The following is a 15,727-nucleotide window of genomic DNA, read 5'->3' as shown; positions in this document are numbered from 1 at the left end:
CCTCGCCGGTGTTCAGCCCTGACGGGCGCATCCTTGCCACCTCCAACAAACTCGGCGAAGTGCGGGTATGGGACCTGGCCACGGGCAGGACCGTCGCCGCCTTCGCCACCGATGGCGCGGTCTCGGTGGTCTTCAGCCCCGAGGGGCGTACCTTCGCCACCTACCGCAGCGGCAATACCGTGCAGTTGTGGGACGTGGCTACCGGCAGGAACGTCTCCACCCTCACCGGCCACAGCGCACTCGTGCGCGCGGTGGCTTTCAGCGCCGATGGGCGCACCCTCGCCACCGCCAGCAGCGTCGATCGCACCGTGCGGCTGTGGGACGTGAGCGCGGATACGTCCTCATCCCGGTTCCCTCACGGCTATGCCCGTAGTGGCATGGTCTTCAGCCCAGGCGGGCGCACCCTCGCCACCTCCGCAGACGACGGCTCCGTGTGGCTGTGGGACATGGCCACAATGAGAACCATCAGCATTCTCAGGGGCCACACCAGCTTAGTGCTGTGGAAGGTGTTCAGCATTGACGGGCGCATCCTTGCAACCTCCGACAGGAACAGCATGCGCCTGTGGGACACCGCCACGGGCCGGGCCATTACCAGCCCCACTGGCGAGACCGCTGATGTCGTGCCGGCGGCATTCAGCCCCGATGGGCGCACCCTCGCCACCATCGGCCAACGCCGCTTCATAGAGCTGTGGGACCTCGCTACCGGTAAGACCATTACTGGCACCGAAGGCAGTAAGTGGTTCCAAATCTCGGCGGCGTTCAGCCCTGACGGGCGCACCCTCGCCATCACCGACGGCGCGGAACCCGTAAGGCTGTTGGACGTGGCCACGGGCAGGACCGTTTCCACCTTCACCGGCCACGGCGGGGCCGTGGATGGTGTGTGGTTCAGCCCCGACGGACGTTCCCTCGCCGCCGCCAGCTACGACAACGACTACACCTCCGCCAGCTACGAGGGCAGCACACGGCTGTGGGATGTAGCAACCGGCAGAACCATATCCGTCCTCCCCGTCAAACCCTATGGTGACTTCTCATCAGCAGCGTTCAGCTCCGACAGTCGCACCCTGGCGACCGCCGCCGTGGGTGGCATACAGCTCTGGGACGTGGCCACGGGCAGGGCCATCGCCAGCCACGCCGGCCACGACGACGGTGGCTCATCGGTGGCGTTCAGCCCCGACGGACACACCGTCGTCACTGCCGCCTACAACGGTGCCGTGCGGCTGTGGACGTACACGCCATTGGAGAAGGCGGCCCGCACGATCTGCGACGCCGTCTCCCGCGACCTCACCCCGGCCGAGAGAGCGATGTACCTCCCGGAACAGTCCTCCGCACCCGTCTGCCTCGACTGACTGCGTTCCTGCTTTCATCGGCTTCAACCCGAGGATCCAACCACGGAACTCGTGATCGACAATGGATGGCATGGCGGCCGCATCGGCCTCCCCCAGCCCGGCGCCATCGAGGCGCTGCGCACCATCGCCCAGCGGCGCGCGGTGTTCGTCGTCACCGAGGCCGAGGATCTGGCTGCCCGAAGTTGCCGACTGGATGACCCTTCTCCGGGCCAGGCGCGTGTTGTGTGGTGAGCAAAGGGACGTCGATGCAGCTCAGCAGCAGGAGTGACGATGCTAGGAGCTGTCCGGTCGATCACGCGAACTGGGACCTGCCGGACCAGCAGGTCCCAGTTCGACGGCTTACCGCCGTACTCCGTCCTACGGCTACTGGATCCCCACGAACCAGTCCCACAGCCGGGTGAAGGCCGCACCGGCTCCCAGTACTGCGGTCACGGTCGGTGCCCAACGGTGGACCGCCCGCCAAACACGGGCTCCTCTCCTCCCGCGCACAGTTATAAGAGCACGCTCCTCCGCTTCCGTCGGCCCCTGCCCGGTCGCCATCTCCTGGCTTGCCATTTGATCTCTCCATCCCGCTCGCGTCCGTGGTGCCGACTATGAGGTGACGAGAGCAGCCGAGGCCAGGTGATCCGTTCGTCCGCCGGACGCCCGTACGACGCGCAGTCCGCGGATTGCCTCGACTGCGCCGTTGCGGTGCTTCGGCGTGCCGGTCGCGCGGCCGGCACGTACCGCGGTGGCGGCTGCGTAGGCGTCGATGGAGTCCGACTTCCCGGCCGCTCGGCGAGCCCGACGGTCGGGGCGGTCTATCTCGATCACGGCGATCTGGTTGGCTCGGAGGTAGCGGCCGAGTTCAGCGCCGAAGGAGCCCGTGCCTCCATGCCCACCACCAGCACTCGGCCGTGGGAGCACAGCCACTCCAGCAGGTCCCGGTAGCCCGCGGGCGTTGTGGGGAACGCCTCGGTGGCCAGGTGCCGGCCGATGGTGTCGATGACGGCGGCCTCCTTCCAATCGGGTGTCTGCTGCTCGGTGCGGCCAGGACCTGCAGGTCCTGGCCGGTCACCTTCCCCGGCCGGAAGCACCGCTACGGCCGGTAGGAGGGCGGGACACCGTCGTGGGGCAGACGTTCCCGCCAACGGTGCACCGTCTGCGGACCACCCAGGCCGGCCTGCCGGCGCACGACGGTCTCCCGCTTCTCGGCCCGGCGCCGCTGGACGGCGGGCAGGCGTTCGGCCGCCTCGCGTCCGCGCTCGTCGACCGGCATCGCCGTACGCGCCCGCTGTTCGTCGCGCAGGGCGTCGACCCGCAGGCGAAGGCGGCCGGCCCGGTCGCGGTACTCGCGGGCGGTGCGGTGGTGGTGCCGGGCGTCTTGGTCCGCGATCCGGCGCAGGTGGTCGCGGTAGGCCTCGGCGCAGCCGCCGATCCGTGCCCACAGGTCGAGTACGGCGTCGACGCCGGCGAGGTCGCCGATGTCGGCGAGCGCCTGGGCGCGGACGATCCGGTGGTGGTGCTCGGCCTGGAGCAGGGCCTCGAACTCCGCCTGCCGGGTGCGCTGCAGCTCGACGAGGTCTTCGCGCTCCCCGTCCCGGAGCGCGGGACGGCCGGACGGGTCGGCGGCGGCAAGGTCGGCGGCCGGGCAGGCCCGGCGCCGGGCCAGGTCGGCGAGTGCGGCATCGGCCGCGAGCAGCCGACCGTGGCCGGTGACGCGGTCGACGAGCGCCCGGACCTGCTGGTCGATGCGGCCGCCTGCGAGCATCCGTGCCTCGGCGCGGGCAGCACGGTCCTCGGCGTCGGCCACCGCCCGGTCCAGGCGTGCGGCGTGGTCGAGAGCGCTGCGCAAGGCCGCGTCGAGTTCGGTGTCCGACCAGCCGCCGAACGGGCGTTCACGCCAGGCGGGAACGCCGGCCTGGACAGGGCGCCGCCGGTCGGTACGCACGGCGGGCGGCCGCGTACGAAGCCGTTCGGCGGCCCAACCGTGGGCGGCGTCGGCCCTGGCCCGCAGGCCGTTGGGGGCGGTGCGGGCCAGTCGCCGTTCGGCGGCGGCGAGCGCGTCGGCGGCCCGGCCGGCCAGGGCGGTGTGCGCGTCCGCCCGGGTCTGCAGGGCGCACGCGCGGGCGCGCTGGTCGTCGGTGGCGGCCGTCCGACGGGCGGCCTCGGCGCGGACCTGGTCGTCGTCGGCGTGCTGTCGGGCTCGGGCGGCCAGGCGCCGGGCCGCGTGGACGGCGGCCAGCGCGTCGGCGGCCTCGGCCGCTTCGACGCGGGCGGCCCGTCCGCGTGCGGTGGCCCGCCGTCGTTGCTCCTCGTCGGCGACGGTCGGGGCCGGACGGTTGCGCCAGGCGGTGATCGCCTGCTGGGCGAGGTCGTGGTCCGCGGCCTGGATCGGCTCCTCGGGGCGGTCGCCGAGCGCCTGCGTCTCGTGTCCGTGGTCCCACAGGTCGCGGTAGGCGGCGACGAGCGCCGCCGCCCGGTCCCAGAGCGCGCGGTGGGGGTGGGCCGGGGCGGGTGCGGGGCCGAGAACGTCGAGCCAGGTGGGGCCGGTGGCGGCGAGTTCGGCGGCGTGCTGCTGCTCGTCGGGCAGGAGCTGGGCGGCACGCCACAGGCCGCGTTGCTCGCTATGCACGGCGGCGGGGGCGTCACCGGTGGCCCGGGTGGCGCGGAAGCCGGCCAGGTCGCGCCAGGCAGCGGCGGCCGCGATCCGGTCGGCCCATGGGCGGGCCCGGTCGGCGTCGGCGGGTTCGGGCCCGTAGGCGGCCGCCCAGCCGGTGCCGCTGTGGGCGTTCGCGCGGGCACGGGCGGCGAGGCGTTCCGCCCGGACGGCGGCGTGCGCGGCGAGGTCGTGGGCGAGGGCGACGCGCCGGTCGCCGGGGTCGGCGTCGGGCAGCACCAGTCCCATCGCCTCCAACAGCGCGGCGCCGGGCCGGGCGCAGGGCGGGGCCCAGTAGGTCGGGGCGGTCGCGGGGCGGGGCGCGCCCTCGGGCCGGCGGAAGCGCTCACCACGGTGTCCGACCAGGGCGTCGAGACGGGCGGCCACGATGGCGGCCAGGTCGCGCAGCGGCCGGCCGGTGCGGTGGTCGGTCTCGTTGCCCCGCTCGTCCGCCCAGGCGGCCCGCAGGAGCCAGTCGGTGTCGTAGCCGTCGTCGGCCAGGCGCGCGCAGCGGGCGCGCAGGGCGGGCCAGGCCTCGGCGGCGGCCAGGCGGGAGGCGGCGCGGCCGCCGAGCAGTGCGGCGATCGCCTGCTTCGCGGCTTCGGCGTTGAGTTCGTCGAGGACATGGACGAGTCTGCTGGTGGAGGTCGCGAGGGACTGGGCCTGCTCCTCCTGGCGGCGGGCGGTGGCGCTCGCGGAGAGCCGGGTGCCGTCGCGTTCGACGACGGCGTGCCAGATCTCGCGGGCGGTGCGCGGGTGGCCGGGTTCGCCGCTGTCCCCGTCGGGGGGCTCCTGGGTGATCAGGTAGGCGTGGTTGCCGTAGCGGCCGCGGGTGAGGGCCGGGTAGACGCCGTTGCGGTTCCAGCCGGTGTCGAGCAGAGCGCGGCCGACGTCGACGGTGACGCCCTGGCAGCGTGCGGAGGTGATCGCGTAGCCGAGGTCGACGGCGTCGGCGACGTAGGCCGGGGACAGAGTGACGGTGCGACGGGTCCGCTGGTGGCGCACGGTCAGGGAACCGTCGGCGCCGACGGCCTCGACGGTCCAGGTGTCGCCGTTGCGCACCCACTGGCGCCGGTCGGCGGTGGCGAGGCGGCGGTCGTTCACCCGGGTGACCACAATGTCGCCGGCACCGGCACGCCCGCGGGCGCCGAGGTCCGCCGTGCGCCGGTCATCCACCAGGCCGCAGGCGATGCGGTCCTCACGGGCGAGGCGGGACAGCTCGGCGACGGCGGCGCCGGTGGCGGCGATCATGACGGAGGTCAGGCCGTCCTCGACGTCCCGCCGCCAGTCCTCGAAGAGCCGGCGCATCACCGGGGCGGCCGGGCCGCAGTGGATGCGCCCGCGCAGGTCGTACGCGTCGAAGGCGGCGCCGACGTCGCCGATGGACAGCCGGCGGGCCGCGTCGACCTCCCACTGGCGGACGGTGCCGCCCGGGTCGCGGAAGCGGCGGACCTCGGTGAGGCGGACGACGGCGTCGGGGACGCTCTCCTCGATGTCGGCGATCGCGCCGCCCGCTCCGGGCGAGCCGAGCTGGCGCGGGTCGCCGATCGGCAGCAGCCGCCCGCCGGCCTGCCGGACCTGGCCGAGCAGCGCGGCGAGATCGGGGGTGGAGGCCTGGCCTGACTCGTCGACGATGACGATCGTGCCGGGCTGCAGCGTCCAGTGGCGCAGGCCCCGCCCGTACCGCTCGGACATGGTCCGCCACCTGGCGATGTTCTCCGCCCGGATGCCCGCCTCGGCAGCGAGCAGGTCGGCCTGGACCTGGCCGCCGGCCAGCCCGATGACGGGGATCCGGTGGGCCTGCGCAACCTCCCGCACCAGGCGCATGATCGTGGTCTTGCCGGTGCCGGCGGGGCCGACCACCCATGTGGCCCGGGTGTCCGCTCCGAAGATCCGGCGCACCGCCTCGCGCTGCTCGTCGGAGGGAGCGAAGCCCCGCCCGCTCTCGCCGTCCGCGAGTACCCGGTCGACCTGCTCGGCCGTCAGGCGGTGCACCGGCACGGGGGTCGTGGACGCCTCGGCAAGGCTCCGCTCGGCGGCCCGGATGCCGTGGGAGGTCCACACCCGGGAGCCGATCTCGGCGAACAGCGACGGACGGTCGTCGGAGCGGGCATACCGGGCGGGCAGGGGGACCGCGTCGGGCGGGGTCAGCAGCTCGCACCGGACGGGGCTGAGAACGCCGTCGACGACCCAGGCGAGGACCCGATGGTAGTCGTCGCGCAGGTGGGCGCCGACCGCGGTGAGCCGGCGGCACGCCTCGGCCTCGACGTTGGCGCGCGTCCAGGTCGCGCGATGGCTCTCCAGCTCGGCGAGCACCACGTCGATCGCCTTCGGGACGACCATCGGGTCGGGGCCCGGTGCGGGGTGGGTGGCGGAGGTACGGGCGGCGGCCCGCAGCAGCTTGTCGGGACGCCTGATGCCGTACGCCTTGGCGCGGCGGCGCCACTGCCGGCGCTCGCCGTCGACAGTGGTCGCGGTCTTCGCCGGACGGGACTCGAGGGTGGCGGCCTGGGCCAGCTTGTACTGCTCGGCGCGCTCGGGCGCGCGGCCCTCCCGGACCGTGAACTGCGCGATCATCCGGGCCAGGGCCCGCTCGGTGGCCTCGCGGCGCTGGGAGAACCCGCGCACCGCACTCAGGGGCACCCCCAGGAACTCCCGCACCGGCCGCTTCGCGGGCCGGATGCTGTCCTGGCGCACCCCCGCGCGGATGCCGAACTCGGCGTGCATCTCGCGTTCCAGCTCGGCGGTGTAGGCCTCCGAGAGGGCGACCGCGATCCGGTGCAGATGGCGCGCGTCCAGGGCCAGCCAGCGGCCGTCCTCCACCCGTACCTTGCTGCTGATCGCCAGGTGCCGGTGATACGCCGGATCGGCCGCCCGGCTGCTGCGGTGGACGAACACGCAGGCGATGAAACCCCTGGCACGGACCTGCACCTGGGAGGCGGGCGTCGGGCCGGTCCGGGTGATGCAGGCCTCGCGCTCGACACGCTCGAAGACCCGCCGGAACGCGCGCTCCTCGACGACCTCCAGCCGGACCCGCTCCTCGTCACCGGCGCACCCCCACAGCACGCTGAAGCTCTTCACCGGGGAGAACACCATCTCCCACCCGCACCGAGCGGTCCGGTTGCCCTCCTTCTCCGCCTTCGCCCGCAACTGGAGCAGCCGCTCCCCGGTGGCCCGCGGCTCCGTGGCGGCATACCGCTCGTACAACTCCTCGGCACTCGGGTAACGGCTCCAGCGCCGACCCAGCGGGCTACCGTCGACCGGGCTCAGGGCATCCTTGAACAGGGCGTCGGCGGCCTCCTGAGTGACCCGCCGGCCGGCGATGCCGAGTTCGGCGGCCTGCGCCCCGAGCCACACGCCGGGGGTGTCACCGCCACCCGCCCAGTGGGCCGTCAGCTCGCGCGTACCGATCCTCACGTCGTCGCCGGCGACGGTGGAGAGCAGGTAGTCGATGCCGCTGCCCGCACTGATCGGGTGAAGGGTGATCACCGGCCGACCCCGGCGCCGTCCCGACGCACCGGAGCGCCGACGACGTACCGGTCGCTCGGGCGGCCGACGGAGCAGGGCACCTGGCGCGCTCCTTCGGGATCAACGGCGGATAGCAAGAGGTGTGCTGTCCTTGATCAGGCTAGTTACTCGTTCGCTCTCGCTTCGGCATCTCGTCCGTGTCCGCTGCTCTTCCTCGATCGCCTCTCTCCCCTCCTGGTCGTCTCTCCGTCGCCTTCCGATCTGCTCGTGATCGGGCACTTCCGGAACGCGTATTCCTTCTGCCGAGCGACAACGCGAGGCGGCTCACCCGAAGGTGCTGTACTCGGGCAAGGTGGGACGCCAGGATCGCGCCATGACCTCACACAGGAACGAGCAGATGATCGACCGGCGCGCCACCCTGAAGCGGCGCCAGGAACAGGAACGCGAGGACCTCCGGCAGCGGCAGAGCCGCCAGACCTCCGCCCTGACCGCGATCGACAGGGCCAAGGAGCGAGTCGAGCTGGCCCAGGGAGAGCTCGCAAGGGAACTGGAGAAGGCTGTGCCGCTCTTCGACGGCGACATCGAGGAACTCGCGGAGACGGCCGGGATCCCCAAGCGCGATGTGCAGGCCGCGCTGAAGGGCCGGAAGGAGATCTCCGCACGCATGGCGAAGCTCGCCTTCCCCTCCCCCGCAGCAGCACCGGCGAGTGGCGAAAGCCAGGACGCGGAACCCGAGCCGGCCGACGCCTGATGACCGAGGCTCCTCAACCCGCGCACGCCGCCCGATCCGCCTCCGTCCGCACCGCCTGACGGAGGCACTGCCCCGAATGCCATCGACAGCCCCGCGGCGGCCTGCCCCGACCGCATGACGCCCTCAACGCGCGAGCTCACCGCCGGCCCCGGCACCACCTACGACGAAGGGCGACCGGCGGAACTCGCTGTCCGCCGACACCAGCACCCGAATCGCGTCAAGGACAGCCACCACCTGTACCTCCCCCCATCGCGTTTCCGCACCTCCGCAACCGCCTCCGAGGAAGGTCCGGCCCGACCACCATCGCCGTCCCCTGCCGCCATCACCCCGCACCGGTCTCCGCCACCACCGCCACCACCGCCGCCCCCAGGCCGAGTAGGCCGCAGCCCCGTCCTGACTCACGTATCAGGACCTCCCGCAGGCCGACGGCCCCAGACAACCACCGGCGGTATGACCCGCAAGCACGCGGCCCGCCACTGACGGTGCGTCACACCAAGAAGCATCGGCAGGACACCCGCCCCGCGTGCGCGGGGCAGATGCGGTCGCCGAGTCGCTTCGCATCCACGACCAGGGGCCATCCCCGCATACGCGGGGCCGATAGCGTCATCGGCGCCATCGTCGGGGACGGGCAGGGGCCATCCCCGCATGCGCGGGGCCGATGCTACCTGGGAGCAGGACGGCCAGGTCTTCGCCGGGCCATCCCCGCATGCGCGGGGCAGATACCTCGGACAGCACGGAGCCCTGTACGGTCACGGGACCATCCCCGCATGCGCGGGGCAGATCGGTCGAAGGCTTCCTCGCTCAGGCGGCGCGGGGGGCCATCCCCGCATGCGCGGGGCAGATACCTCGGTCCGCCTCGACGTCCGCGCCGGGACGGGGCCATCCCCGCATGCGCGGGGCAGATCGGCCCCGGCCGTCGTGGATCACCGCGGAGGCGGGGCCATCCCCGCATGCGCGGGGCAGATACTTCCTGACCTGCGCTCCTCCACCACAGATTATGCCAGTTCATTCAGTTCGATTCCCGCGACGCTCACCTCAATCAGCACACCCGGGCAGGAGGAACGAACGCCGAACACCCGCAGCTCCACGACAGCCAACTCGGGTCACCTCCGCACAGTCGGAACGAACAGCCATCCCCCACAGGAGTCGTGCCAGTGCAGCAGACGAGAAAGACGAGCAGGATCACGTCGGGCGACTCCGCACAGACGGAGCAGCAGACACCGTCCTGCAGCGCGACGTTGAGCAGCGGATCGTCGAACTCCTCCGAGCAATGCACGGTGTCATCGGCCCGCGGCTCGACCTCACCATCCGGGCACCTCGCACCTGCGGAGCCGACCCGTTTGGGTGGCAACCAACTCCGGATCGAGGAGCCATCCGCGCGGAGGCTGGGCCGATGTACAGCGGCAGCTCAACCGTGCACAACGGGGCAGGGCCACCCCGCTCACACGGAGCCGATTAGTGAGATCCCGATGCGACCTACTCCGAGCGAGTAGGCGGGGGTTCGTCGACGCAGCTGGTGCGGGTGTCGGCCTGGCGGATTGGAATGAAGGCTGAGCTGATATCCGTTCCAGGAAGGGGAATTCACGCAAAATGGTGTGCCCGTGGAGATAGCCGCCCTCCAGGACCGGCCAGGATGCCAGCTGCCCGCTCCCGGTACCGAGTCCGACCGGTCCGGTGAGCACTGTCAGGCAGTCATCGGACCAGGATCAGGCCGCAGCTGTAGGCACGGGCGTGGCCGAAGCCGTGGGTGAGGGCAGCCGTGAGTGCCTGCGGGTCCGTGACGGTCAGAGTGCCGCGGATCTCGGCCCGGCTGATGAGCAGGCCCCGGTGGGGGCCGGGGCTGGAGACCTTCGGGAGGATGCGGAGGGCGAGCCGTTCTATGTCCGAGTCGACGCCGAGCCGGACCACTCCGTCCGGGGCCACCGCGGGTTCGCCGGCTGGCTGGAGGCGGCGGGCGAACCAGGCCTTCACGTGTTCCGGGCGGGTGTGCGGCACCCGTACACCCCTTCCGCCTCGGCCGCCTCCGGCGACTGGCTGCCCGGCCGGCCGGCTGCTGACCGGGTTGACGACCGTGCGGAAGTCGAGCCGGTCCCCGGTGCGGAAGGTGCGGTCCACCACCAGGCTGTGCGGCGGTTCGACCAGCGCCGCCCGGGGCAGGCCGCTCCAGTCGCCGGGGACGGCGGACTGTACGACGAGGGAGAGCCGGGCGGTGTTCAGGTCGACGGTCCAGCTGGAGAGCACCTTCATCTGGGCGCGGGCGTCCCGGCTTCCGTCGTCGACCCAGCCGCGGAAGCCGCTCATGACGGTCCGGTGCATGTCCTGGGCGTCGATCAGCGACTTGGCGGTGAAGGGGTGCCTGGCGTCCAGGGTGATCAGAGTGTGGGTGGCGACGAACCTGGCCGCCGTACGGGCAGGGACGGGCTCGGTGGTGCGCGGGGTGTTCACGGGATGATGTCCCATTCGGTGGCGTGTGGGGCGATGGTGATGCGGTGCCGGGACTCCCAGCGCTGCCGGTGGACGGGGCCGCTCGCCAGGAACCGTTCGGGCTGGTCACGGACCGGCCCGACGCCCGGCAGCGGGTGCGGGCTCTCGATCCAGGCCCACCGGGTCTGGGCGACGTTCGGCGGCGCTTGCCCGTCGTCGGCTGACGGGAGCAGCGCCCGCGTTTCGAAGACCTCCGCCAGGGTGCCCGGGGCGATGCCGACGAAGAGGTCGCCCGAGGGCGGGCAGGATTTGCGGCCCAGCCAGAGCAGGCGCTTCGGGCGCTCCAGTGCGTGGGCGATCCGTTCGATCAGTGCACGGTCGGAGTGCTGGAGGCCGACGAGGAAGGCCGCGTCGGACAGGTACCAGCGCTCGGTGATCATGGCGTGACGGCTCACGTCACCTGCGACCAGCGCCCCGGAACGGGGGTCCGCCGCGATCCGCTTCGGCGCGCCGTACCAGGATGCCAACGCATGACTGCCGAAGGATGCGGTCGCATCCTCCCCCTGCTCCCCGAGCGCTTCCAGGGCCGCGGCCCGGCGGTGGTCCGTCACGAGGTCGCGGGGGCGGACGGGATACTTTCCACCCCCGACGGTGTGGTAGTCCCGCATCGGCGTTCCGGGGCGGTCGGCACGGACGCCGAAGAGGACGGACCCGAGTTCGTCGAGCGGGTCCTCCCGGTCGAGGCCGAGGGCTGCCGCGCAGAGGCCGATCACAGCGGACTTGGTGGGCCGGGTGTGGGTGTCGCGCTGGGAGAACCGGCCTTTGATGCCCCAGGACTGCAGCGGCCCGGCCAGTCTGATGAGCAGAACGTGCTGCGGTGCGTCGGTCGTCGTGGTGGAACCGGTCGTCACACTGGGAGCGGTCGCGACAGGGGCCTCGGTCACGGGGTGAGGCCCTTGATGGTGTCCACGACGTCCACTGCGCCGGAGAGGTCGACCGTCTCCAGGAGGTCCGCGATCTCCGGGGCGTAGGTGAGGACGCGCGCGGACCGCAGGTCGTCGCGGCGCTTGCTGACGAAGAGGTGGTGCCGCATCAGTCGGCGGACCGCTGCCTGGCCGGCCGGGCCCTCGCCGCCGCTGCTCTCGGGGTTCTCGTCCACGGGGTTCTGGAAGGCGGCGGCGTAGTTGTACGGGCGCTCGCCCTCGAAGGCGAGCACGAGTGCCGGAAGCGAGCCAGTGGAGGCGGTGGAGTTCTTCTTCGCCTCCGGGACGGCCTCGACGAAGGCGTTGACGAACTCCGCCTCGGCTGCGGTCGCCGCTTCCTCCACCTCCTCCGCTTCCATTCCGGCCTGCCGGAGGTTGGCACGAAGCTGTCGGCGGTCCAGGACGGCGTGCCGGTAGAAGGTCCCGGAGATCAGCGACTGGTAACCGGTCATGCCCGCGCCCGCGTCGTCCGCCGTGTCGAGGAAGCTGAGGGCGTTGCGCTTGCGGTCGAGCTTCGCGTCGTCGGCCGCCGCGTAGAAGTCCTCGATCTGCTCCGCGGCGTGCACGGTGAAGGCATGGCTCGTCTGCACTGCCCCGTCGACGTTCGGCGAATCGGCGATCTCGGCGAGGAAGCGCCCGTAGAGGGCGATGTCCACGGCGTCACGGGGCGCGATGGCGAGCAGGACGGCACTGCGCGTGCTCTTGGGGAGCGGCGGGAGGCCTGTGGTGCTGGGCTCCGTGGCGGTCTGCTCCTCGCCGTTCTCCTGCTCCTCGCCGTTCTTCGCCGCTCCGCGGCGGGGCTTCTTCGCGGCCTTCTGCTGGCCGGCGAGGTAGCTGTCGCGCCACGGCCGGAGCTCGTCGGCGTTCTCGGCGATGTGCCGGGCGATCCTGGTGCCCGCGTCGGCGGGCGCGAAGATCAGCACCTTGGTCAGATTGGCCACCGTCTTCTTGGCCGGGTCGCCGAACTTCAGGCCGCTCGCCTCGATCACGGCACGGGCCGTGGTCAGGGCCTCCTCCTTCTCCCAGCCGTGTTCGGAGGAGAGTTCGGCCGCCGTGAGGAGTGCCCATTCCCTGGTCCGGGTGCCCATGCTCCGGCCCTTGAGGGCGCCGATGCCGGCGTTGGCGCGGTTGCGGGCGTAGACCCGCTCCGCGCGGCGCCGGGCCTGGCTGGTGATCATGTGCCGTTCGAACCCGCCGTACACGAGGGACTTGGGCTGACCGTTCTCGTCCCTGACCGGGAGCACGGCGACGAGCGTCTCCAGGAGGTGGAGCGAGAGGAACGGGCTTCGGGCGTCTGCGGTCACGCGGTCGTGTCCTTATGGTCGGTCGGGATCGTGTACGTGTCGTGCTCGGCCTGCTGGTCCTGCCGGGCCTACCGGCTCTGCCGGCTGCCGGCGGGCGTCCGGCCCCGGTGGAGCGGGGCATGGAAGTCGACCGACCACTGGTAGGCGATGCGGGCCTTGCGGTCGTTCCAGAGGATCAGGTCCTCGGTGAGCTGCGCCCAGGAGGGCGGGAGCTGGTCGCAGGACCGCAGCCGGACGATCGTGTGCTGCAGGTGCCGCCACGGCACCCTCCTGCTGACGACCACCCTGTCCGCGAGCCGCTGCGCGCCCGGGTCGCCCGGGCCCCGCCCCACGCTGTCACCGATGCGCGCCGCCGCCGTACCGAGGCTTCCGTAGCCGTAGGCGGGCGTCGAACGGCCCTGGTGGTAGAGCGCGAAGAGGAAGGCCATCCGCTCGAACAGGTCGCGGTGGTTGTCGCCGCCGTACCAGCCGGCCCGGATGTGCGCGTTCGTCCGGCCCCCGGCACGGCGCAGGTTGGCCAGGGTGCCGTACTCGCGGTTGCGCACCAGGGTGGTGAGCCAGGCGACCAGTGCGGTGCTGTCGTGCGGGAATGCGTCCTCGACGGGGTACCCGTCTCGGGAACTGTCCTCAGTCATGGGCGGTCTCCCCCCGGAGTTCGGCCGGGGCCTTCGGATGGCTGATGTCGTCCTCGAAACGCTTCAGGGCAACTGCCCTGGCCTGGAAGCCCCGCTCGTTGGGCGGGAGGGTGTCGAGGCGGTAGACGAGGTGGGTGCGGGCCACGTCGGTGAGGGTCTGCGTGTACTCCAGGAGCAGGGCCGCGACCGGGTCTCCCGGGTTGTCGTACCCCTCGTCGATCACTGCCTCCAGCAGCTGGTCGAAGGGCTTGGCAGCCTCGGGCCAGAACATCCACCTCGCGTCGAACCGGGACATGTGCCGGGCCTCGTCGGCCGGCCGCGCTGCCGAGTGGACCTTCTCCGAGGCGAGGATCGCCGCCCGTTTGAGACTCCACGCCAGGTACTCGGCGATGCGCGAGCCCCGCCGGGACGCGCGGTAGAGCTGCGCCTCCATCGCGGGGGCGTAGGGGAAGTAGCCGTCCGTCCAGGAGACGGGCAACGTCTTGTTGGAGACGAGGCCGACAGCCCACAGATGGTAGGGCGCGCCCTGGGAGTCCCGCTTGCGCGGCAGCGAGCGCAGTCGTGCGTACAGGCCGGGCTGCGCGTCCTTCACCGCGCTGTAGAGGGCGTGGGCCTCATACCAGAGGGCGCGCGTGGGCGACGGCCACAGCGGCTTGAGCTCTCCCCCGGTGGTCCGGCTGAACACGGCGTCCTGCAGGTGCTTGTCCGGATCGAGTTCGAGGACCTCGCCGGCTCCGATCAGCACGCGGTCGACGACGATCCCACCGTCCGCACCGCGCTTCGGTCGCAGCAGGACGGAGCGGCCGAGCGCGCTGTGCAGGTCGGCAGGGCTCTGCGGCACCCGGGGGCGGGCCCGCACAGCGAAGTTCCGGCGGTTGACGGAGCCGCTGGTCCAGGAGGTGTTGAGCCGGCCCGGGTCTCCTTCCGGCGGATAGAGGTTGAGCCGCAGGGTCTCGCCGAACGTACGGCCGAGGGGGACGACCCGGATCCGTCCCTGCAGCCGACCGGTGGACAAGTTGGTGACGGTAGGCCCGAGGATCCGGCCTGAAATCCTCGCCCTGCCGTACGTGCCGTACACGTGCTGGGCGAGCATGGCCCGGAACGCGTCCGCCGCGGGCAGCGGCTCGCCGTCCTCCAGGTGGTGCTGATCGAAGAACTGGTTGTAGTCACCGGCCCGCTCGATGACCAACTGCGCGGTCCCCGTGCCGCTCTCGCCGAAGGAGGAGGCCAGGAGGGAGTTCTGGCCGAGAGGCGTATCCGGATGGAACAGGTCCCAGTCCTCGTCCGGCTCACCGGCCAGCCACTCGGCCGCGCAGCGGAGGCTGTGTTCGTCACGGATCCATTCCCGCCACTCCTCGGGCGTGGTCGGGCAGGTACGGGAAGCGAAGCAGATGGCCATGACGAACTCGATGACGGCAACGGTCTCGCCCGGAGTCGGACAGTCAATCGTCGTCAAATCATCTGCTCGATCGAGGAGTTCACACAAGGAGAGCGCAACCCTGGCGCCATCGGGCGTCACGGAGGGAATGCACGGCTCTCGCCGCGGGTCCCAGCTGAGGCGCTGCTCGACCGGGGCCGAAGGGTGCGTTGGCGGCAAGGCTCTGCCCATCACTTCATATGATCGCCGTTTTCTGCAAGGGAGTTGACATTCCCGAGCAGAGCCCGACGCTAGCACCCCGGATTGGATCGTGTAGGTCGATCGACCGGATTGCCCCGCCATCCCGGTCGGGGATGGCGGGGCACCGGACAGCCCCCACAGATGCAGAGGAAAACGGCAGTCGGCACCGCGCCGGACGCGCGCAGTGTGCAGCGGCCGCCCTCCACGCGCTGCGGGCGCCCGCTCACCTGGACTGGCGGCGCCTGGCGAGAATGGCCAGAGTGGACCGGGCGTCGCGGCGGCGGTCCGGGGTCCGGGCCAGGACCGAGGCGAGGGCCACGATCGCGAGGACGACCCCGTACAGCAGGCCGGCGATGGCGGCCAGCACCGCGGCCGCGGTTGCGTCCTGGGTCAGCATGGAAAGCACGCTCATGGGGAGGTCCTTCTGTCGGGGGCCGTCTGCGGCCCGCGGTCGATGGGTCGAGCTTCTGACGACGTGCCGGTGCGCCTCCACGTCCGGGCGGTATTTCCGCTGGTCAGGGGCGCTTTATTCACCAACGCGGGAGCAGAAGTGGTCAGTG

10 protein-coding genes and 1 CRISPR repeat array are annotated in these 15,727 nt (G+C 72.0%); of the genes, 3 read left to right on the top strand and 7 right to left on the bottom strand.

What is annotated here, in order from left to right; genetic code table 11:
* Positions 1-1,346 (top strand): WD40 repeat domain-containing protein (locus tag ACFVUY_RS38875; RefSeq protein WP_387736810.1); only part of this gene is annotated, 1,346 nt, incomplete at its 5' end.
* A gap of 51 nt (positions 1,347-1,397) precedes the next feature.
* Complete coding sequence (locus ACFVUY_RS38870; RefSeq protein ID WP_387736809.1) at positions 1,398-1,577, top strand: hypothetical protein; 180 nt, start codon at positions 1,398-1,400, stop codon at positions 1,575-1,577.
* Positions 1,578-2,424: 847 nt separating this feature from the next.
* Here ACFVUY_RS38870 and mobF read toward each other — a convergent pair.
* Complete coding sequence (gene mobF / locus ACFVUY_RS38865; RefSeq protein ID WP_387736808.1) at positions 2,425-7,473, bottom strand: MobF family relaxase; 5,049 nt, start codon at positions 7,471-7,473, stop codon at positions 2,425-2,427.
* A 352-nt stretch (positions 7,474-7,825) separates the two neighbouring features.
* Here mobF and ACFVUY_RS38860 point away from each other — a divergent pair, with 352 nt between their 5' ends.
* Positions 7,826-8,203 carry a hypothetical protein gene (locus ACFVUY_RS38860; RefSeq protein WP_375875811.1) on the top strand — a complete coding sequence of 126 codons (378 nt, stop codon included), beginning with the start codon at positions 7,826-7,828 and terminating at the stop codon, positions 8,201-8,203.
* A 509-nt stretch (positions 8,204-8,712) separates the two neighbouring features.
* A CRISPR array of direct repeats spans positions 8,713-9,168; the repeat unit is 28 nt; unit sequence GGGCCATCCCCGCATGCGCGGGGCAGAT.
* Positions 9,169-9,895: 727 nt separating this feature from the next.
* Here the strand turns inward: ACFVUY_RS38860 and ACFVUY_RS38855 are convergent.
* The 6 genes from ACFVUY_RS38855 to ACFVUY_RS38830 form a co-directional block, all read right to left on the bottom strand.
* Positions 9,896-10,648 (bottom strand): type I-E CRISPR-associated protein Cas6/Cse3/CasE, encoded by a 753-nt coding sequence (locus tag ACFVUY_RS38855; RefSeq protein WP_380659975.1) that lies wholly within the window; start codon positions 10,646-10,648, stop codon positions 9,896-9,898.
* Complete coding sequence (gene cas5e / locus ACFVUY_RS38850; protein ID WP_387736807.1) at positions 10,645-11,571, bottom strand: type I-E CRISPR-associated protein Cas5/CasD; 927 nt, start codon at positions 11,569-11,571, stop codon at positions 10,645-10,647. The genes ACFVUY_RS38855 and cas5e overlap by 4 nt, the downstream gene beginning before the upstream one ends.
* Positions 11,568-12,914 (bottom strand): type I-E CRISPR-associated protein Cas7/Cse4/CasC, encoded by a 1,347-nt coding sequence (locus tag ACFVUY_RS38845; protein ID WP_387736806.1) that lies wholly within the window; start codon positions 12,912-12,914, stop codon positions 11,568-11,570. Before ACFVUY_RS38845 ends, cas5e begins: the two co-directional genes overlap by 4 nt.
* A 68-nt stretch (positions 12,915-12,982) precedes the next feature.
* Entirely contained in the window at positions 12,983-13,549 is a 567-nt protein-coding gene (gene casB / locus ACFVUY_RS38840) for a type I-E CRISPR-associated protein Cse2/CasB (RefSeq protein WP_387736805.1), read from the bottom strand.
* Positions 13,542-15,158 carry a type I-E CRISPR-associated protein Cse1/CasA gene (locus tag ACFVUY_RS38835; RefSeq protein WP_387736804.1) on the bottom strand — a complete coding sequence of 539 codons (1,617 nt, stop codon included), beginning with the start codon at positions 15,156-15,158 and terminating at the stop codon, positions 13,542-13,544. The genes casB and ACFVUY_RS38835 overlap by 8 nt, the downstream gene beginning before the upstream one ends.
* Positions 15,159-15,390: 232 nt before the next feature.
* Complete coding sequence (locus tag ACFVUY_RS38830) at positions 15,391-15,579, bottom strand: hypothetical protein (protein WP_387736803.1); 189 nt, start codon at positions 15,577-15,579, stop codon at positions 15,391-15,393.
* Between the last annotated feature and the right edge of the window lie 148 nt (positions 15,580-15,727).

This window comes from Kitasatospora sp. NPDC058063 (assembly GCF_042885395.1).
Lineage (GTDB): Bacteria > Actinomycetota > Actinomycetes > Streptomycetales > Streptomycetaceae > Kitasatospora > Kitasatospora lactacystinica.
The sequence above is the reverse complement of the archived record's forward strand: the minus strand, read 5'-3'. Positions and strand labels throughout refer to the sequence as shown.